This is a genomic window from Zunongwangia pacifica, assembly GCF_023499215.1.
GTDB classification, from domain to species: domain Bacteria; phylum Bacteroidota; class Bacteroidia; order Flavobacteriales; family Flavobacteriaceae; genus Zunongwangia; species Zunongwangia pacifica.
Window position 1 is genome coordinate 1 of the sequence record NZ_JAKHSK010000008.1, and the last position, 19,810, is coordinate 19,810.

The following is a 19,810-nucleotide window of genomic DNA, read 5'->3' on the forward strand; positions in this document are numbered from 1 at the left end:
TCAAAATCTTTTACAATAGATTTTTTAAAAGCCTCTGAATACTTACGGGACTTTTGAATTAATTTGATTGTTGACTTCATAGATTTAACCTGTTATGGTCAACCTATATCAGGGACGTACACCATTCAATATTCAGCATTTAAAATTCAATACTCCTCATGGTTCTTGATTCCTGATTCTTGACTCTTAAATCTCTTTTCTTTAGTCGATTTTCTAATGTCTAACAGCGTAGCGATCTAACTTTTAACTTCGTATTACATGTAATCGCCAAAGAAAATGGCATTCATCAATAATTTATTGGTTCCGAACCAAAATGCTCTAAAATTGGTATTATCTGTAAAATAAATGACCTTTCCTTTGCCAAAGCCACCTGTTTTAAAAGGTACCGTATTTTTTATCTCTTCATTTTTTTCTTCACTTATATAACCGCTTAATAAAGGATCACTGGTATACTGAATCGGATTATTATAGCTCTGTTCATCAGCTTCAACAAAAATGGTTGTATTTCTAAAAAGTGCCAGCCGATCGTTTTTATACCCAAAATTAATAGGGTGGGAACGGTCTAATTTTGCTTCAAAAATGGCACCGCCAATACCCTGAGCTCCGTAGAAATCGCTGCGCTGCTCAAAACTAATGTTTTTAGCAGTGATAGGATCACTTTTTGTTTTAATGTCCAGTAGGTTGTTGGCAATTAGGTAACGGGATGCATTTCTGTACGCAATTAAAGTCCCCCCGTTCTTAATCCAGGTTTTAAGTTTTTCGGTATCATTTTTATCCAGAGCTGTCCCCCAGCTGTTCACTAAAATAATATCGGTATATCGGCTAAGATCGGCACGCCCAAAGTTACGGGTGTTTAGTTTGGTAACTTTAATGTCGTATCGTTGATCAAATAAATGCCAAATTTCACCGGCATCATAAGGTGTGATCCCTTCGCTAACTAAAAGAGCAATTTCCTGATGTTCTATCGGAACAAAAAAGCGGCTACCAAGGTTAATTCCTGATGTTAAACCGGTGCCCACCGCATCGATCTCAATATTAGCCGTTTTAGCAACGTTTTTTATAAAGTCGAAAAGTTCTTCTTTATCCAGTTTTTGATTCTGAACCGGGATCATGATACTTCCGTAGTCATATTCTTTATTTTTTGTGCCAAATTTTTTCATGGCCACACGGGCTCTCAAACCCTTATCCAGGATCATGTTCAGGGCTTTTGGCGCATTGTAGTCGTGCCATTCCATCACATAGGCATAAGAGCTTTTTTCTACGGAAGGAACTGCAGGTTGTTTAAGCTCTTCAATTATGGCTCCGGCATGATCCAATGGTGCATCTTCGGTATACTCTACATTAAAAGCCAACGGGAGTGTCCATGCCGAAATATCGTAAAATAGGCTATCTTCAAAACGGGTTCTTTTTTCGAACATGGCTTCTACCAGGCGATGTTGCCTCTGATTCTTGGGAATGATATAAGCAGAACCTGGTTTATAGGTTTGGCCGTCTTTACTGAATTCTTTGGCTACCGGATGAATTTCGATTTGATGTCTTTTCATGATTTCAGCTAAATGATAAGCTGTGGTGGCATCTTTCTCATTTCCAAAAGCCCAGGCACCTTTACCGGCCGAACTCCTGGCATTATTGTAAAAATCACGTTGATAATTCAACAATTTCACCCTCATGCTTTTTGCGGCTTCTAAAGTAGAAAGTGCAGCGGTAAATTGATTTCTAATGGTAAATGGGAACGTTAATAATCCGTTATCGGTTTCCTGTGCATGGCCACGAGAACTCGCCTGTTCAAACAAAATCCCTATGCTTCCGTTAATATCGGGAAAGGTAGAACCCTTTCCGTAGTAAAAATCATCATAACTTTCTTCCGTAAAATAAAAGCTTCCTAATTTATCAAAAGCGGCGGCGTGATATTTCCCGATTTCCTGAGTGAGTTCCTGATTGAGATCTGGCGTTAAAGGATGTGTTCTGGACGGAATTCCCGGCTGAAAGAAAAAGGAAGCATTAGAACCCATTTCATGATGATCGGTAAGAATGTTGGGATACCATTTATGAAAGGTTTTAATTCTGGCCTGTGATTCTGGTAACTGTGCCGGCAGCCAATCGCGGTTAAGGTCAAACCAATAGTGATTGGTACGGCCACCCGGCCAAACTTCATCGTATTCGCGGTCTTGTGGATCGGCATTAATATTGGCACTACGATTGGTATTGGCCCAATAGGCGAAGCGTTGCAATCCATCTGGGTTAAAAGAAGGATCAAAAAGAATAATGGTGTGATCCAGTACTTCTTCAATTTCATCACCTTCAGCCGCCGCTAAATAATAAGCGACAAGTAGTGCTGCATTGGCTCCGCTGGGTTCGTTACCGTGGATAGAAAATCCCTGATTCACTACAATGGGCATCTCTTTGGTATTAAGATTGGCGGAGCCTTCTTCAACCAAGGCTTTATGCTGCTGCCGAATTTGGTCGATATTCCGAATATTTTCTTCTGAAGAAATTGTAAGCAATAAAAGGGGGCGTCCTTCGTAAGAGGTGCCGCGGTTTTCTATGCTGATGCGTGGGGAAATTTCAGCAAGTTTGCTCATGTAATTTACCAATCGATCATGGCTTACATGCCACTGTCCCGGTACAAACCCTATAATGTCCTGTGGTTTTGGGATATCGGCATTATAACTAACGTTTTTTGGTAAATAATAATCCAGGCTTAGCGTGTCGAAATCCTGGGCTTGAAAACCAAGTGATGAAATAATAAAAAAAAGAGTAAAAATTTTCTTCATAATTTAAAATATTGAGGTATAAAACAAAAAACCGCCTCTGGTTAGGAGGCGGTTAACAATTTAAGTGTAATTTTTTAGATATCGTCAAAGCTAACATCAGTAAAATTTTCTGGAGCAGTTTTGGCTTCAACTGCACTGGTGCCTTCGTAAGAAGGTTTAAAATCTTTTTGGTGACGCTCACTTATTACTTCTTCTCCTTTTTCATCAAGAATAAAATCTGTCATTTCCTGAAGAATTTCTGCAAAACCGGCAAAATCTTCTTTGTAAAGGTAGATTTTGTGTTTTTTGTAATAGAAAGATCCATCGTCATTGGTGAATTTCTTGCTCTCTGTGATAGTAAGGTAATAGTCGCTGGCACGAGTGGCTCTCACATCAAAGAAGTAAGTTCTTCTTCCTGCTCTTAGTACTTTAGAGAATATTTCTTCTTTCTCCATCAATCCCTTGTCGCTCATAAAATATAATTCTTTAAATGGTTTAGTAAAGTTGCTTTCAAAAATCTAAAAAAAATTAACATCTTACAAGAAATTTTCACATTTCTTTCTCATTTAACTGTTTTGCATACAGTTCTTTATAATATCCGTCTATTTTAATCAATTCTTCATGACTGCCTCGTTGTACGATATTTCCGTCTTCAAGAATAATTATCTTGTCTGCATTTTTTGCTGAAGAAATTCTGTGACTCACGATAATTGTGGTCTTATCCCGCGAAATTTTGAAAAGATTGCTAAGAATAGCTTCTTCAGTTTCAGTATCTACTGCTGAAAGGCAATCGTCAAAAAGCAGAATTTGCGGATTTTGTATAATTGCCCTGGCGATAGAAACCCGTTGTTTTTGCCCACCAGATAAGGTGATACCACGTTCACCAAGTACGGTATCGTAACCTTTGCTAAAGTTTTTAATGTTTTTATGTACAGAAGCCGTTTTAGCTGCTTCGATCACATCTTCATCGGTTGCATTGTCTTTTCCGAATTTAATATTGTTTCTAATCGAATCGCTAAACAGAAATGCATCCTGTGGTACATATCCTATATTTCTTCTTAAGTTATCCAGATTCAGGTTTTTTATGTTGATACCATCAACCTCAATCGATCCTTCTTCAACATCATACAATCTCCCTATAAGATCGAGTACAGTAGATTTGCCAGATCCTGTTTTACCGATAATTGCTAAGGTTTCCCCCTGGTTTACTTCAAAAGAGATATTTTTTAATGCGGTAATATTGGTGTCTTCATACGTAAATGTTACGTTCTTTAAGTTCACTTTGCCTTTAATTGGATCTTCGGTTTCTTTATGGTTTTTAATTTCTGGCTCGCTATCCAAAAATTCATTGATTCGTTCCTGGGAAGCTTCAGCCTGTTTAACCAAAGAGGTTACCCATCCTATCGAAGCTACCGGCCAGGTAAGCATATTTACATACAATAAAAATTCTACAATCACCCCAAGGTTATCAATCTGCCCGGTAATGTACTGGCGCCCTCCTACATAAATAACAAGGACGTTGCTTATCCCGATAAGAAGTACCATAAGCGGAAAGAAAAAGGCCTGTACTTTTACCAGATCGATATTCTTATCTCTGCTGGTGTTTGAAAGATCGGTAAAATTACTGTCGGTTTGTGGTTCTAATCCATAAGATTTTATGACCGCGATCCCGCTAAAACTTTCCTGTGTAAAAGTGTTCAGTTTAGATAAATATTGCTGAACTACTGTACTGCGTTTTTGAATGGCGACACTTAACTTATAGATCGCAAATGATAAAATGGGCAGTGGGATTACAGTATAAAGTGTAAGTTCTGGTGCTGCCTGGATCATAAAAATCAATACAACAATTGTTGAAGTAAGCGTGGTTACCGTATACATTATGGCCGGCCCCAAATACATTCTTACTTTGGTGACATCTTCGCTAATACGGTTCATTAAATCCCCGGTGCGGTTCTTTTTATAGAAATTAAGGGATAATTCCTGGTAGTGTTTGTACACCACATTTTTTAAGTCGTATTCGATATGTCGCGAAACTACAATAAAGGTTTGTCGCATAAGGAAGGTGAAAAATGCAGAAATTAAGGTTGTTCCTGCTAACAGCAGGATGTTTTTTAATAATTCAGCTTTTAGAGAATCGTAGCCTGTAATCTGTCCATTAATATACTGCTCGATAGCATCGGTAGAATTTCCTATAAGAGGTATAAAATACAAGCCAAAAATTCTGGAAATGATGGTTACGACCAGTCCCAAAAGTAATTTCCATTTATATTTTAAAAAGAATTTATTGAGTGTTCTTAAATGTTTCATCCTTAAAATAAATCTCTAATTTTAAGAATATGTTATTTTAACCATAATTTAATGGTGTAAAATTAAAATATTCCTATTTTTGTGTCGTCATTTTTAGAATATTTAAAAAAAATGACATTAATTTAAAAACCCGCAAATTATGCAAGTTGATGTTTTAAATGCTAACGAACTTAAAAAAGCTGCACCGGTATTTGGACAGCTTTCGTTCGATAATCATGAACAGGTTGTTTTTTGTAACGACAAAGATACAGGATTAAAAGCAATAATAGGTATTCACAATACAGTTTTGGGACCGGCTTTAGGTGGAACCAGAATGTGGAATTATACCAGTGAATGGGAAGCATTAAATGATGTATTACGTTTATCACGTGGGATGACATTTAAAAGTGCCATTACCGGTTTAAACCTTGGCGGTGGTAAAGCTGTTATTATAGGTGATGCCAAAACCCAAAAAACTCCAGAGCTAATGATGAAGTTTGGAGAATATGTAAATTCTCTGGGCGGAAAATACATTACTGCAGAAGATGTTGGGATGGAAACTGCAGATATGGATCTTGTTAGGGACGTGACTCCTTATGTAACCGGGATCTCTGAAGAAAGAGGAGGATCAGGGAATCCATCACCTGTTACCGCTTACGGTGTATTTATGGGAATAAAAGCTGCTACTAAATATCAGTTTGGTACAGACGAATTAGAAGGACGCTCTGTATTGGTGCAGGGAATAGGTCATGTTGGCGAGACTTTAGTAGAGTATTTAACCAGCGATGGTGCTAAAGTATATATTAGTGATATTAGTGAAGAGCGCTTACAGGAAGTTCGCAATAAATACGGAGCTGTTATTTTTGAGGAAAACGATGTGTATAGCGCTCATGTAGATATTTATGCACCTTGTGCTTTAGGAGCTACCATTAACGATGATACCGTAAACCGACTTAACTGTAAAGTTGTTGCCGGTGCTGCCAATAATCAATTATCTGATGAGGTAAAACATGGCCAGATTTTACGCGAGCGTGGTATCGTTTATGCTCCAGATTTCTTAATTAATGCCGGAGGGATTATAAATGTGTATGCCGAATTAGAAAAATATAGCAGAAAGGAGATTATGTCTAAGACTGAAAATATCTATAATACCACACTGCAAATCCTTGAAACAGCGGCTAAAGAAGACATGACAACACACTTTGCGGCACTTAAAATTGCCAAGCAAAGAATTGAAGACAGAAAAAATTCAAGTTTAAAGTAGCTAGAATCAAAATATTGGTATTTTTGCAGGGCGAAAGAATAATCTTTCGCCCTTTTTAAATTCTAAAAAAGTTCTTTTACAATTATGTTGACAAGAAGACATATTCGAGTTAAGGTAATGCAATCCCTATATGCATTCAACCAAAGTGAAAATGACAATCTTGCGAGCGAGGAGAAATTCCTGCTAAAAAGCATGGAAGAGATGTACGATCTTTTTGTGCTTCAGCTAAGTTTGTTAACCGAAATTAAGGCGCATGCCGAAACTTTTTTAGAGCGTTCCCAACAAAAACATCTCGCAACCAAAGAAGATAAAGATCCAAACCGGAAATTTGTTCAGAATGCGGTTTTTGAAATTTTAGAGCAAAATACCCAGTTAGAGCAAATTATCGACGATCGTAAACTTAATCACTGGAAGTTTGATGACGAGTATGTAGCCATTTTATGGAACGAGATCAAGGAAAGTGACGCGTTTGCCGATTATATGGAAACCAGAGATAATTCTTTTAAAGAAGATAAAGATTTTATTCTTGCGATCTTTAAAAAAGTAATTGCGCCAAACGACAAGATTTATGATTATTTTGAAGATAAAAAATTAACCTGGCTGGACGATCTTCCTTTAGTGAATACGGCGGTGGTAAAAATGCTTCAGAAATTAAAGCAAACAGCAACGCCAGAAGATAAGCTTCCTAAGTTATTCAAATCGATCGACGATAAAGAATTTGCGGTAAATCTTTTCAGGAAAACGTATCTTAAAGACGCAAAACTTTCCGAAGAAATGCAGGGGAAAACGCCAAATTGGGATAAAGACCGGATTGCTGAAATTGATACGGTGCTTTTAAAAATGGCGATTTGTGAATTTTTAGAGTTCCCATCAATTCCGGTGAAAGTAACTATAAATGAATATCTTGAGATAAGTAAAGAATATAGTACCCCAAAAAGTAGTATTTTTATAAACGGAATTCTTGATAAGCTTTCTAAAGAGTACAAAACAGATGGGAAATTAAATAAAATAGGGCGTGGCCTTATGTAGTCTAGATTTTTTCTTAATTTTAAACCTCAAATTTATACACATTATGAAAAAAGGAATTTTAATAATAGCAGCAGTGGGAACCATGTTCTTCACTTCTTGTAAAGATGCTGGAAGCAGCGCTTCAGAAAAGGTGAAAGCCGAGAATGTAGATGCAGCGGCAGCACGTGACTCTAAAGCTACGGTATATCCTGAACTAACATTCGATGAAACCGAGTTTGATTTTGGGAATATCCCACAGGGAGAACCGGTAGAGCATGTTTTTACATTTACCAATACAGGTAGAGCACCGTTAGTAATTACTAATGCAAAAAGTACTTGCGGATGTACTGTGCCTGAATATCATAAAAATGAATCTATCCAACCGGGTGAAACTGGAGAAATGCTCGTAAAATATAATGGATCGGGTAGAGGACAGGTTCAAAAAACAGTGACTATTTCTGCAAATACAGAAAAAGGGCAGGAGCAAATTAAAATTAAAGCTTTTGTTGAAGCTGATAAAACAAGCTAAAAGCGAGAATTGAATATATATGGAGCAAATACAACAGTTTCTTCCGTTAATCTTAATGTTTGCCGTGGTGTATTTTTTTATGATACGTCCGCAAATGAAGAAAGCGAAACAGGAGAAGAACTTTATTTCTGAATTAAAAAAAGGAGATCGAATAGTTACCAAAAGCGGAATGCATGGTAAAATTGTAGATTTTAGTGAAAAAAACAATGCGGTAATCATTGAAACCGGGGCCGGAAAAATCACTTTCGATAAATCTTCAATTTCTCTAGAAATGAGCCAAAAGCTTAACGAGCCGGCAAAACCAGCAAAAGAAGAGAAAAAATAAGATACTCTTTTAAAGAATAAAAAAACCTTTAGAAATTTCTAAAGGTTTTTTTTATGAATGATCCTTGGTGTTTCTAAGCATTTTTACTGAAATAGTTTTAAAATCCTTATGGGAAACCCCATTGTTGTTTATTGGGGATAAATTCTAAATCGCAGATTAAAGGCTTAATATCCATTTCGTCACTTTCTATAGAAATCATATTTCTAAGCCAGGGAATAAATTCATTAGTACCACTTTTTGTTAAAAAACCTTATCATCCGGTAATTTGCCGATGCCTGTAAATTTTTGGCATTTTTCGTGAGGATTAATTTTTTCTTTAGAAGAATAAAAGATGATGTAATCTCCTTGTTTCATTTTTTGTAACCGAAACTTTTTGCCTTAGTTTACTTTTGCGATTTTTGTTAGATAGCAGATTGAACGTGATCTTTAGCAGTGCAAATTAACCAGTATTTTCTTTGGCGAGATTCCATGCTAATCATTAATACTTATCCTGTAAGCCCACCCCTTTTTTTATCATTGGGATTATTTTTTCTAATCTCTTAGCGCGTGTGGTTTCTTTTTTAGCCGCGCTGATATAATTAGCATATTCTTTTTGCTTACTACAGGTTAACTGGCAGTAAGATTCGTCTAATTCCGCATCGTTTTTCAAAGCCGAATTTAATTCGGGCGGAATAATAAGTTCCTGTTTTCGGGAGGCTTTTATTGTTTTTCCCAGTTTCTGGTTTTCAATCGCTTCCAGCACATAGGGCAGCAAAATTTGCGTATTAATCTCATTACCCTTTTCAAAGCGTATTTGTCGTAACGCTTTCGTTTTTCCTTGCTGGGCATTTACGAGTAAACCAGTATTTTGCTGAAGTAAGGCACCATTAAAAAACCATAACGCGATATGATTTTTAAAAGCGGCCAGTCCGGCAACATTTTTATCTTTTAGCGTGTAGGTTGGTGCTCCCCATTTTATGGTTTCTTCTAAAATGGTTTCCTGAAGCATCTCCCGAATTTGCCTTAATTCGGTTTGCCAGTATTCGTGAATCTCAATGTATTCGTCTACATCTTTTACCGCCATAGCTCTAAGTTTCCTTAAAAACAAGATTGAAAAAATATCCAATCTTGTTTTTTTTAAAGTTATCTGGCATTAAGTTCGGCAATTTTTATGATAACTTCAGTAGCTTTAACCATACTTTCTAATGGTACATATTCATATTTTCCGTGAAAGTTATGTCCCCCGGCAAAAATATTAGGACAGGGAAGTCCCATAAAACTTAGTTGGGAACCGTCTGTTCCACCGCGAATAGGTTTAATAATAGGTTTCACCTTTACCGCTTCCATCGCTTCTTTTGCCAGTTCAACAATATGCATCATGGGTTCTATTTTTTCGCGCATATTGCGGTATTGATCTTTAACTTCAACGGTAACACATTCGCTTTCGTATTGCTTACAAATTTCTATTCCAAGATCCTGGATCATTTTTTTACGAGCTTCAAAATGCTTTTTATCATGATCTCGTATAATGTATTGCAGTACGGTTTCTTCAACATCGCCGTTAATATTGCTTAAATGAAAAAATCCCTGTCGGCCTTCCGTATGTTCTGGGGTTTCCAATCGTGGCAATGAATTAATAAAATCCTGAGCAATGTACATACTGTTTACCATTTTATCTTTGGCATAACCGGGATGTACGCTTTTTCCGCTTACCGTAACTTTGGCGCTGGCAGCATTAAAATTTTCGTATTCTAATTCGCCAATCTGGCTGCCATCCATCGTATAGGCCCAATCGGCTCCAAACTTTGCCACATCAAATTTATGCGCTCCACGACCAATCTCTTCATCTGGCGTAAAGCATACTTTTAAAGTGCCATGTTTAATTTCAGGATGCTCCAAAAGGTATTTCATAGCCGTCATTATTTCGGTGATTCCAGCTTTATCGTCGGCACCTAAAAGACTATTGCCATCGGTAGTGATAATGGTCTGCCCTTTATACTGTTTTAGATCATCAAAATATTCTGAAGAAAGGATGATATTTCTATCAGTGTTAAGTACGATATCCCCGCCATTGTAATTTTCGATAATCTGCGGATTGATATTAGCACCGTTAAAATCGGGTGAAGTATCAAAATGAGAAACAAATCCAATAACGGGCGTTTCCTTGTTGGTGTTGGCTGGCAGGGTAGCCATGACATAAGCATTTTCGTCGATGCTTACTTGTTGCATTCCCATTTCTTCTAATTCTTTAGCCAGTTTCTTGGCAAGAACCCATTGCTTTTCGGTACTAGGTGTGTTTTCACTCTCGGGATCACTTTGCGTATCGATACTTATATAGCTTATAAATCGATCTAAAACTTCTTGTTTATTGATCATGTTGATAGGTGTTAGTTGTCTGGATTTGGTTGATTTTTCAGAAGTTTTTCTGAAAATTAATGCTGAATAAACTCCTGATGATAAAGTAAACTACCTTAGGGCAAGCCCATGAGGCATTTATTAGAAAATTAACTTTTATTTCTAGGCATCGGGACGATCAGAACACATTTAATTTCTATTATCGAGTCAAAATTAGGGAATTGCCAATCGGGTACAAAACCTTTTAAGATTTAGTATGTTCATTTTTACAATTCATTTATTTTTGCACAAACCAGCCAAATATGTACAAGTCTTTAATTCGCCCGATACTTTTTAAATACGATCCAGAAGCCATTCACCATTTCACTTTTAGTAGCTTAAAGAAATTAAATAAAATTCCGGGAGTGCCTGCAATTTTAAGATCCAAATTTTGCAATAACGACCCGCGCTTAAATCGTGAAGTTTTTGGACTGAAGTTTAAAAATCCTGTAGGCCTGGCCGCGGGATTTGATAAAGATGCCAAACTGTATAAGGAATTATCGAATCTTGGTTTTGGCTTTATTGAAGTGGGTACGGTAACACCAAAACCGCAACCCGGCAATGATAAAAAACGATTGTTTAGATTAAAAGCCGACCAGGCGATTATTAACCGAATGGGGTTTAATAATGGCGGGGTAGCGCAAATGGTGACGCAGCTTAAGAAAAATACCGATGTATTAATTGGTGGTAATATTGGTAAAAATAAAGTGACGCCTAACGAAGAAGCTGTAGAGGATTATAAAATTTGTTTTGAAGCTTTGTTTGATTATGTAGATTATTTTGTGGTAAATGTAAGTTCGCCAAATACACCAAATTTAAGAGCCTTGCAGGATAAAGAGCCACTAACGCATTTGCTTAACACCTTGATGGAGCTAAATAATGCGAAGCCAAAACAAAAGCCAATATTGTTAAAAATCGCGCCAGATCTTACCGATTCTCAGCTTCTGGATATTATTAATATCGTTCAGGAAACTAAGATCGACGGTGTGATCGCGACAAATACCACAATTTCGCGTGAAGGTTTACAATCTGAAGATCAAAATGAAACCGGTGGTTTAAGTGGAAAACCGCTCACCAAAAGAGCTACCGAGGTGATTAAATTTCTTTCAGAAAAAAGTAATAAAGCGTTCCCTATTATTGGTGTGGGCGGAATTCACACCGCAGACGATGCTATAGAGAAACTAGAGGCCGGTGCCAGTTTGGTTCAACTATATACAGGTTTTATTTATGAAGGCCCTGCACTTATCAAAGCCATCAATAAAAAAATTCTTGAAAAATATCCAAAATCGTAATAGTTAAGACATTTGTTAGCGCAGCTCCTTCCTTTTTTAACCGCCACGATCCTGCTTACGCTCACTCCGGGGCCAGATATCATTTATGTGTTGGTACAGGGAATGGCTAATGGTAAAAAGCACGCGATAGTTACCGCTTTAGGCTTAGTTAGTGGTGTTGTGGTACATACTACTTTGGTAGCCTTTGGAGTGTCGGCAGTGATCAAGCAATCGGAGACTATTTTTGTGATCATAAAATGTTTAGGCGCCGCTTATCTGTTTTATTTAGCGTATAACGTTTTTAAAAGTGATCCTGATATTGCTTTTTCTGCGGAAGGAATTAAACAAAAAAGCCTTTTTGGCTTATATAGACAGGGATTTATTATGAATGTTTTAAATCCTAAAGTAACCATTTTCTTTTTAGCGCTTTTTCCAGGTTTTTTATGGGATCCTGAAGGGAATACAGTGCTCCAATTCTATATTTTAGGGCTTATTTTTATGTTTCAGGCGTTGCTGATCTTTAGTTTGGTAGCGATCCTTGCCGGAAACATTTCAAAATACCTTCAAAAACATCGAAAATCGGGTGTGGTTTTAAAATGGATCCAGATCTTTGCATTTATTGGGATTGGCGTATTTATTTTAATTTAAATAAATGCCGAAATGGTATAAAAACGAAACCTGTTTTATATAATCTCAATTCGATACTTCCGACTTAATTTTTTCAAAGCAATTGCTTATTTCTGAATAAATATTAGATTTTATTATCAAAATCTAAAAAACTATCTTTGGCTATATGGGAGAGATTAAGCTTATCGAATGTCCGCGCGATGCCATGCAGGGAATTAAAGATTTTATTCCTACTAAAACTAAAGCTCAGTACATTCAGTCCTTATTACAATGTGGTTTCGACACGATCGATTTTGGTAGTTTTGTGTCTCCCAAAGCGATACCCCAGATGCGGGATACTGCTGAAGTACTCTCTATGCTGGATCTTACCAGAACAAAGAGTAAATTATTAGCGATCGTTGCCAATACACGCGGGGCAGAAGATGCTTCGCAATTTCCTGAAATAGATTATTTAGGGTATCCATTTTCTATTTCAGAAAACTTCCAGATGCGAAATACCCACAAAACCATAGCAGAATCTGTTGAGGTCTTAAAATCGATCTTGGATATTGCGAATAATGCTGATAAACAAGTGGTAGCCTACTTAAGCATGGGCTTTGGGAACCCTTATGGCGATCCTTGGAATGTGGAGATCGTAGGGGAGTGGACCGAGAAACTGGCGGCTATGGGCGTGAACATTTTATCGCTTTCTGATACTGTGGGTACTTCTACACCAGATATTATCGATTATCTTTTCTCTAACCTAATCCCAAAATATCCAAAAGTGGAATTTGGAGCGCATCTACATACCACGCCAACGAAATGGCATGAAAAAGTGCACTCGGCGTATAAAGCCGGTTGCCGAAGATTCGATGGGGCCATCCAGGGATTTGGCGGTTGCCCAATGGCGAAAGATGAGCTTACCGGAAATATGCCTACCGAAAAAATGTTTTCCTATTTCAATACAAAGAAGGAAACTACAAATATCAGAATGGGAAGTTTTGAGGCATCTTTTAATAAAGCGACCAAAGTTTTTACTCAATATCATTAGTGTTTCTTATTGATTCTGATTTATTTATAAATAAAAATTATTTAAATTAGGTCTAAATAAAGTTGTAGTACTCCTTAAGCATTTTATATTTGCGAAATTATTTTAAACAAGTCTAAATAAAATGGTAATGAGAAAAATTTTACTGGGTTCACTTATTTGCAGTACGATAAGCTTTTCTTCTTGTTCAGATGACGATACAATGATTATCGAAGAAGAAAATGAACTAGAAGTACCTGCCAATTATATTTTCGAAAGAAATGGTGAGTCTACCGTAAACTATAACGGCCAGACGACAAGATTACAAATGTCTGCCGAATTGCTTTCAGCTTTTAACGACTTCGAAAATAATAGCGAAGAGCAATTATTAAATATGTTTGCCAATGAAAATGCACCTTTCGCAAACGCATCATTAAACGAATCTTCTAAAAGTGTGAAGTCTAAAGTTGCCGCTTCTAACCTTTATTTTTCTACAAATAGTGTTGAAAGTGCTGCCATTAAAGAAGATTTTGAATCTTTTATTTCTGGACAAATCAATCAGGTAAAAGTAAATAAAGATAAACTGGCCGAGGCCGGAGTTGCCGGACAGATTGCCCAGGGCGAACGTGTTCGTTACGTAAATGCACAAGGCCTTGAATACAATCAGGCTTTCGCAAAAAGTCTGATCGGTGGCTTATTGCTGGATCAGATTATTAATAATTATTTGTCTCAACCGGTTTTGGATGAAGCTGATAATCGTGAAAATAACGATGCCACTGTTGCTGAAGACGGAAAAGTGTACACTACCATGGAGCATAAGTGGGACGAAGCTTATGGATATTTATACGGTGACCCATCGATCCCAACAGCCGATCCAATGTCGGTTTTAGGAGAAAGCGATGACCATTTATTGTTTAGCTATTTAGGACAGGTTGATGCCGATGAGGATTTTGATGGTCTGGCAGAAACTACTTTCGAGGCTTTTAAAAAAGGCCGTGCTGCGATCGTAGCCGGCGATTATGAAACACGAGATGAGCAGGTAAGGATGATCCGCGGAAATCTATCTACTGTAATAGGTGTACGTGCCGTGCACTATTTACAGGGAGGAAAAAATGCTTTAGCTGAAGAAAACTATGGCGCTGCTTTTCATGAATTGTCTGAAGGTTTCGGATTTGTATACAGCCTGAGGTTTACACATAATCCTATAACCGGTCAGCCCTATTTATCAAAAGAAAAGATCGATTCTTATAAAGCGGAATTATTATCTGGTAATGGTTTCTGGGAAGTTTCTTCAGAAACATTAGATAACATTTCAGAAGAAATTGCGGCAGCTTATGGATTTTCCGTACAGCAGGCTGCAGAGTAACTTATAATATCCGGAGTTGATTAACGTCAGCTTCGGTTTTTAATTTTTGAATACAATGAAGAAAATTTCAACGATTTTAATACTTTCCTTGCTGTTTTTTGCGGCCTGTTCTTCTGGAGACGATGGAGGAGAAACCAATGGAGGAAACGAAACTGAAAGTTTTGATCGCAGCGCGATGCTCGCACACTGGGCAGATGATGTTATCGTTCCTGCTTTTCAGAATTTCAACCAATCAACTTCCGAGCTAAAATCGGCTACCGATGCGTTTGTTGCAAATCCAAATGCCGATGATTTTGCAACTTTAAGGATTAGATTTAGAAAAGCTTATATCAACTTTCAGCATGTTTCTATGTTCGAGATTGGAAAAGCAGAAGAATTGAATTACAGAAATTTCCTAAATACATACCCGGCAAATACTGCGAATATTCAAATTAAGATCGCTTCTGGTTCTTTTAATCTGGAATTGCCATCTTCTTTTGCCCAACAGGGATTCCCGGCTATGGACTTTTTGTTGTATGGTCTGGCTGAAAATGATGCTGCAATTCTGGAATTTTATACTTCCGGAGAAAATGTTGAAAATTATAGATCGTATCTTCTGGCAGTTGCTGAAAGAATAGATTCCCTTACCGCTGAAGTTACCGAAAGCTGGACTGGAAACTATAGGACTACTTTTGTTAAAAATACCAGTTCTTCCAGTACCGGTTCTGTAGATCGTTTTACCAATGATTATGTCATGTATTTTGAAAAATTTCTGCGTAGTGGTAAAATTGGGTACCCTGCGGGAGTATTTTCGGGAACACCTTCTGCGGTTAATGTAGAAAGTTTATATGCCGGCAACCTTTCTAAAGAGCTATATCTTGAAGCACTGAATGCCTTTAGTAATTTCTTTGAAGGTAAAGGCTTTGACAGTAATCCTAACGGGAAGAGCTATAAGCAATATCTGCAATATTTGGATAGCATGAAGGACGGTCAGGATCTTGCCGCCCTTATTTCAAGCCAGTTTTCAGCAGCCAAAAATCAGGCTAATTCACTAAATTCAAACTTAAAAGAACAGGTAGAATCTGATAACTCGGTAATGTTGGCGGCCTATGATGAATTACAGAAAGCTACCGTTTTGCTGAAATTAGACATGATGCAGGCACTTTCGATCAGCGTGGATTATGTAGATTCTGATGGTGACTAAGATTTTTGAATGAATTCAAAGCGCAGCAAATATCTAAACTCTTATACGGAAGCCGCCCCTCTGGCGGTTTTTCGTTTGTTATTTGGGCTTATGATGTTTGCGAGTATTGTTCGATTTTGGTGGAATGGCTGGATTGAAAAGTTATATATTCTTCCGAAGTTTCATTTTTCCTATTACGGTTTTGAGTGGGTAAAACCTCTAGGAAATTTCACTTACCTTATTTTTACGATCTGCGGAATTGCGGCCTTATTTGTTGCCGCAGGTTACAAATATCGATTGGCGATCATCACTTTTTTCCTGAGTTTTACCTATATCGAACTGATGGATAAAACCACCTACCTGAATCACTATTATTTTATCAGTGTACTGAGTTTTTTGATGATATTTCTACCTGCCGGAGCCTATTTTTCTATCGATGCGATTAATGATCCTAAAAAAGGATTTCAAAAAATCCCATGCTGGTGCGTCGATTCGATTAAATTAATGCTGGGAATTGTCTATTTCTATGCAGGTCTGGCAAAAATTAATTCCGACTGGCTTTTTAGGGCAATGCCATTAAAAATCTGGCTGCCTTCCAAATACGATTTGCCATTTTTGGGAGATTTGATGCAACAGGAATGGGTGCATTATGCCTTTAGCTGGAGTGGCATGTTGTATGACCTGTCCATTCCGTTTTTATTACTTTGGAAAAGAACCCGACTTTTTGCTTTTGCCTTAGTGGTGATTTTTCATGTGCTAACGCGAGTGTTATTTCCAATTGGGATGTTTCCGTATATCATGATCGTGAGTGCCATGATCTTTTTTAGTCCGCAGTTTCATCATAAAATCTTGAAAAAGCTGGCAGATTGGTTCAAGATCGATATATCCATATTTGATAATAACCGACGGTATTTTTTGAAACCAAAAACAAGAAAAATATTGACTGGAATTATTAGTGTTTTTTTTGTGATCCAATTGCTTTTCCCGTGGCGGTATTTGTTATATCCCGGGGAATTATTTTGGACTGAAGAAGGTTTTCGATTTTCCTGGCGGGTGATGCTCATGGAAAAAGCCGGTTACGCGCAATTTAAGATTGTAGACGGAAAAACGGGCAAACGATTTTATGTAGATAATTCCGATTTTTTGACCCCTTTCCAGGAAAAACAAATGAGCTTTCAGCCCGATTTTATCCTGGAATACGCGCATTATCTTGCTAATCATTTTAAAAAAGACGGTCACCAGAATATCGAAGTGTATGTAGAAAATTATGTGGCGCTAAATGGCAGAGCTAGTGATCCTTACATTTCTCCCAAAACGAATTTGCTTAATTTTACCGACTCTTTTAAACATAAAACATTCATTTTACCCTTCAAAGATGAAATTAAAGGTCTTTAGTATACTTTTTCAGTGTTCATTTTCAGTTTTCGCCCAGTTTTCGATTAGCGGAACGGTAACTTCTTTAGAAACCGGAAAACCGATTAAAAACGCCGAGGTTTGGAATAAAAGCCTTGGCATAGTAGCAGTTACAGATGCAGATGGGAATTATAATATTACTAATCTGGAAGCCGACTCTTATACATTAGTAGCTTTTGGCCTGGAATACGAGATTATTGAAAAGGAAGTTAGTCTTTCTTCCAACGCGACGATCGATTTTAAGCTTTCCAGACTCGCAGGAAGCTTATCGGAAGTAGTTTTGAACGCCAGAAGGGAACAACTTTTTTCGCTTCGGAAATTGAGAAAAGTGGAAGGCACAGCAATCTACGCCGGGAAGAAAAGCGAGGTGGTATTATTAGATAAAGTTTCTGGGAATCTTGCCGCGAATAAAGCCCGGCAGATTTATAGCGAGGTGGTTGGTTTAAATATTTATGATAATGGCGATGCCGGAATTCAGCTGAATATCGGTGGCCGGGGACTGGATCCCAACCGAACCCAGAATTTCAATACCCGCCAAAATGGGTATGATATTTCAGCAGATGTTTTGGGATATCCTGAGAGTTATTACACGCCTCCGGCAGAGGCTTTAGAAGAAATACAGGTGGTTCGCGGTGCGGCATCTTTACAATACGGCACGCAGTTTGGCGGTTTGCTTAATTTTAAATTTCATCAGCCTTCAGAAAAGAGAATCGAATTTATTACCCGGCAGTCGATTGGATCGTATGATCTGTTTACCAGTTTTAATAGTCTGAGCGGGACGCTGGGGAAGTTCAGTTATTATACCTATTATAATTATAAGGGAGGAAAAGGTTTCCGTCCAAATTCCGAATATGATTCGCATAATGCATTTGCTCACCTTGGATGGCAGTTGAGCGATAAAACAAAATTGAGCTTTGAATATACGTTTTTAGATTATCTGGCGCAGCAACCGGGAGGTTTAACCGATTATCAGTTTTATGAAAACCCCGATTATAGCAATCGTGAGCGAAACTGGTTTGATGTGAACTGGAATCTTTTTGCATTAAAACTGGAGCAGGAAATTAGTGAGAAGACCGATTTTAGCCTGAATATTTTTGGCTTGGATGCGTCTAGAAAAGCGCTTGGTTTTAGGGAAAATCGAGTTTCGATTTCCGATCCGGGGCAGGCGAGGGAATTACTGGTAGACGATTTTAATAACTGGGGAGCAGAAGCCAGGATTTTAACCAGGTATCAGCTTTTTGATGAAGAATCGGTTTTACTGCTAGGTTCCAAGTTTTATAAGGCGGACAACAACCAGCAGCAGGGGCCTGGTAGTGATGGTTTGGGAGCAGATTTTGATTTTTATAATGAGGAATTTCCAAATTATCAGCGACAATCAACTTTTAAATTCCCGAATCAGAATTTAGCCTTTTTTGGGGAGAATATTTTCAATATCACCAACGAGTGGTCGGTGACCCCGGGTTTCCGTTTTGAATATATCAATACAAAAGCTGATGGAAGTTACAAGAATATCATTTTGGATCTGGCCGGTAATCCGTTGCTGGATGAAACGATTAAGGACCGCCAGGATTTCGAAAGAAGTTTTGTATTGCTTGGGGTAGGGAGTAGCTATAGCCTGGATGCTTCAAACGAAATTTATGCGAATTTTTCACAAAATTATCGATCGGTAACCTTTAATGATATTCGGGTGGTGAATCCAAGTTATCAGGTAGATCCAAATATCAGTGATGAAGAGGGGTTTACTGCCGATTTGGGAATCCGTGGTAGGCTTGGGGATTTCCTTTCTTACGACGCGAGTATTTTTGGATTAAAATATAAAGACCGAATTGGGGAAATTCTAAAGGAAGAAGAGCGAGTGAATGCCCAGGGCGAATTGGAAGAAACCGGAAGGCTTGTCCGTTTTCGTGGGAATATTGGAGACGCGTTTATTTACGGTTTGGAAACATTTGCAGAGTGGAATGTGAGAACTAGTTTATTTCCGCAATTACAGGAGTATCAGTTAAGCATATTTCTAAACTCCGCTTTTACAAAATCAGAGTATATCCGGTCTGATGCTAATAATGTAAAAGGAAATCAGGTAGAATTTATCCCAACGGTAAATTTAAAAACCGGGATGAATTTTGGTTATAAGAATTTCATTGCAGGGCTTCAGTATTCTTATTTATCAAAACAATATACCGATGCTACAAATGCTCCGCAGGATAAAAATGATCGTGTAAGAGGAATTGAAGGGAGTGTTCCTGCGTATGGGGTGATGGATCTTTCAGCATCTTATAGCTGGAAGCACTTTAAATTAGAGACAGGTATTAATAATTTGCTGGATGATACGTATTTCACAAGAAGGGCGACGGGTTATCCGGGACCGGGAATCATTCCGGCTCAGCCACTAACCTGGTATACCACGCTTCAATTTAAATTATAAACGGG

General features: G+C 37.7%; 17 protein-coding genes. 11 read left to right on the plus strand and 6 right to left on the minus strand.

Annotated features, from left to right (window positions below):
* Window positions 1-254: 254 nt before the first annotated feature.
* The 3 genes from L1967_RS06965 to L1967_RS06975 all read right to left on the minus strand — a co-directional run bounded on the left by L1967_RS06965 (window position 255) and on the right by L1967_RS06975 (window position 5,060).
* Entirely contained in the window at window positions 255-2,774 is a 2,520-nt protein-coding gene (locus tag L1967_RS06965) for a M14 family metallopeptidase (protein ID WP_249601012.1), read from the minus strand.
* A 74-nt stretch (window positions 2,775-2,848) separates the two neighbouring features.
* Window positions 2,849-3,226, minus strand: coding sequence for a PUR family DNA/RNA-binding protein (locus tag L1967_RS06970; protein WP_249601013.1), 378 nt, complete (start codon window positions 3,224-3,226; stop codon window positions 2,849-2,851).
* 76 nt (window positions 3,227-3,302) lie between these two features.
* Window positions 3,303-5,060, minus strand: a complete 1,758-nt coding sequence (locus tag L1967_RS06975; protein ID WP_249601014.1) for an ABC transporter ATP-binding protein — start codon at window positions 5,058-5,060, stop codon at window positions 3,303-3,305.
* 139 nt (window positions 5,061-5,199) lie between these two features.
* On the opposite strand from L1967_RS06975, the gene L1967_RS06980 reads away from it, so the two are divergent.
* From L1967_RS06980 to yajC, 4 genes are all read left to right on the plus strand, one after another.
* A complete protein-coding gene (locus L1967_RS06980) occupies window positions 5,200-6,303 on the plus strand; it encodes a Glu/Leu/Phe/Val family dehydrogenase (protein ID WP_249601015.1) in 1,104 nt (367 codons plus the stop codon).
* Between the two features lie 84 nt (window positions 6,304-6,387).
* The gene (gene nusB, locus L1967_RS06985) at window positions 6,388-7,332 is read left to right on the plus strand and encodes a transcription antitermination factor NusB (RefSeq protein ID WP_249601016.1); all 945 of its coding nucleotides are present in this window, start codon (window positions 6,388-6,390) and stop codon (window positions 7,330-7,332) included.
* 43 nt (window positions 7,333-7,375) lie between these two features.
* Window positions 7,376-7,840, plus strand: coding sequence for a DUF1573 domain-containing protein (locus L1967_RS06990; protein ID WP_249601017.1), 465 nt, complete (start codon window positions 7,376-7,378; stop codon window positions 7,838-7,840).
* 19 nt (window positions 7,841-7,859) lie between these two features.
* Window positions 7,860-8,165, plus strand: coding sequence for a preprotein translocase subunit YajC (gene yajC / locus L1967_RS06995; RefSeq protein ID WP_249601018.1), 306 nt, complete (start codon window positions 7,860-7,862; stop codon window positions 8,163-8,165).
* A 240-nt stretch (window positions 8,166-8,405) separates the two neighbouring features.
* Here yajC and L1967_RS07000 read toward each other — a convergent pair whose 3' ends face one another.
* The 3 genes from L1967_RS07000 to pepT form a co-directional block, all read right to left on the minus strand.
* On the minus strand, window positions 8,406-8,519 hold the full coding sequence (locus L1967_RS07000; protein ID WP_249601019.1) for an EVE domain-containing protein: 114 nt from the start codon (window positions 8,517-8,519) through the stop codon (window positions 8,406-8,408).
* A 124-nt stretch (window positions 8,520-8,643) separates the two neighbouring features.
* The gene (locus L1967_RS07005) at window positions 8,644-9,270 is read right to left on the minus strand and encodes a YdeI/OmpD-associated family protein (protein ID WP_249601020.1); all 627 of its coding nucleotides are present in this window, start codon (window positions 9,268-9,270) and stop codon (window positions 8,644-8,646) included.
* A 17-nt stretch (window positions 9,271-9,287) separates the two neighbouring features.
* The gene (gene pepT / locus L1967_RS07010) at window positions 9,288-10,520 is read right to left on the minus strand and encodes a peptidase T (protein ID WP_249601021.1); all 1,233 of its coding nucleotides are present in this window, start codon (window positions 10,518-10,520) and stop codon (window positions 9,288-9,290) included.
* Between the two features lie 281 nt (window positions 10,521-10,801).
* On the opposite strand from pepT, the gene L1967_RS07015 reads away from it, so the two are divergent.
* The 7 genes from L1967_RS07015 (at window position 10,802) to L1967_RS07045 (ending at window position 19,805) form a co-directional block, all read left to right on the plus strand.
* On the plus strand, window positions 10,802-11,830 hold the full coding sequence (locus L1967_RS07015; protein WP_249601022.1) for a quinone-dependent dihydroorotate dehydrogenase: 1,029 nt from the start codon (window positions 10,802-10,804) through the stop codon (window positions 11,828-11,830).
* Between the two features lie 12 nt (window positions 11,831-11,842).
* Window positions 11,843-12,457, plus strand: a complete 615-nt coding sequence (locus L1967_RS07020; protein ID WP_249601023.1) for a LysE family translocator — start codon at window positions 11,843-11,845, stop codon at window positions 12,455-12,457.
* Between the two features lie 145 nt (window positions 12,458-12,602).
* Window positions 12,603-13,466 carry a hydroxymethylglutaryl-CoA lyase gene (locus L1967_RS07025; RefSeq protein ID WP_249601024.1) on the plus strand — a complete coding sequence of 288 codons (864 nt, stop codon included), beginning with the start codon at window positions 12,603-12,605 and terminating at the stop codon, window positions 13,464-13,466.
* Window positions 13,467-13,593: 127 nt separating this feature from the next.
* On the plus strand, window positions 13,594-14,808 hold the full coding sequence (locus tag L1967_RS07030; protein WP_249601025.1) for a DUF4856 domain-containing protein: 1,215 nt from the start codon (window positions 13,594-13,596) through the stop codon (window positions 14,806-14,808).
* A gap of 55 nt (window positions 14,809-14,863) precedes the next feature.
* The gene (locus L1967_RS07035) at window positions 14,864-15,991 is read left to right on the plus strand and encodes an imelysin family protein (RefSeq protein ID WP_249601026.1); all 1,128 of its coding nucleotides are present in this window, start codon (window positions 14,864-14,866) and stop codon (window positions 15,989-15,991) included.
* Between the two features lie 9 nt (window positions 15,992-16,000).
* The gene (locus L1967_RS07040; RefSeq protein WP_249601027.1) at window positions 16,001-17,365 is read left to right on the plus strand and encodes an HTTM domain-containing protein; all 1,365 of its coding nucleotides are present in this window, start codon (window positions 16,001-16,003) and stop codon (window positions 17,363-17,365) included.
* The gene (locus L1967_RS07045; RefSeq protein WP_249601028.1) at window positions 17,346-19,805 is read left to right on the plus strand and encodes a TonB-dependent receptor; all 2,460 of its coding nucleotides are present in this window, start codon (window positions 17,346-17,348) and stop codon (window positions 19,803-19,805) included. The genes L1967_RS07040 and L1967_RS07045 overlap by 20 nt, the downstream gene beginning before the upstream one ends.
* The last annotated feature ends 5 nt before the right edge of the window (window positions 19,806-19,810 follow it).

Coding starts and splice junctions, on each gene's coding strand:
- L1967_RS06965 (WP_249601012.1), bottom strand. CDS start 2,774: ATGAAGAAAATTTTTACTCTTTTTTTTATTATTTCATCACTTGGTTTT.
- L1967_RS06970 (WP_249601013.1), bottom strand. CDS start 3,226: ATGAGCGACAAGGGATTGATGGAGAAAGAAGAAATATTCTCTAAAGTA.
- L1967_RS06975 (WP_249601014.1), bottom strand. CDS start 5,060: ATGAAACATTTAAGAACACTCAATAAATTCTTTTTAAAATATAAATGG.
- L1967_RS06980 (WP_249601015.1), top strand. CDS start 5,200: ATGCAAGTTGATGTTTTAAATGCTAACGAACTTAAAAAAGCTGCACCG.
- nusB (WP_249601016.1), top strand. CDS start 6,388: ATGTTGACAAGAAGACATATTCGAGTTAAGGTAATGCAATCCCTATAT.
- L1967_RS06990 (WP_249601017.1), top strand. CDS start 7,376: ATGAAAAAAGGAATTTTAATAATAGCAGCAGTGGGAACCATGTTCTTC.
- yajC (WP_249601018.1), top strand. CDS start 7,860: ATGGAGCAAATACAACAGTTTCTTCCGTTAATCTTAATGTTTGCCGTG.
- L1967_RS07000 (WP_249601019.1), bottom strand. CDS start 8,519: ATGAAACAAGGAGATTACATCATCTTTTATTCTTCTAAAGAAAAAATT.
- pepT (WP_249601021.1), bottom strand. CDS start 10,520: ATGATCAATAAACAAGAAGTTTTAGATCGATTTATAAGCTATATAAGT.
- L1967_RS07015 (WP_249601022.1), top strand. CDS start 10,802: ATGTACAAGTCTTTAATTCGCCCGATACTTTTTAAATACGATCCAGAA.
- L1967_RS07025 (WP_249601024.1), top strand. CDS start 12,603: ATGGGAGAGATTAAGCTTATCGAATGTCCGCGCGATGCCATGCAGGGA.
- L1967_RS07030 (WP_249601025.1), top strand. CDS start 13,594: ATGAGAAAAATTTTACTGGGTTCACTTATTTGCAGTACGATAAGCTTT.
- L1967_RS07035 (WP_249601026.1), top strand. CDS start 14,864: ATGAAGAAAATTTCAACGATTTTAATACTTTCCTTGCTGTTTTTTGCG.
- L1967_RS07040 (WP_249601027.1), top strand. CDS start 16,001: ATGAATTCAAAGCGCAGCAAATATCTAAACTCTTATACGGAAGCCGCC.
- L1967_RS07045 (WP_249601028.1), top strand. CDS start 17,346: ATGAAATTAAAGGTCTTTAGTATACTTTTTCAGTGTTCATTTTCAGTT.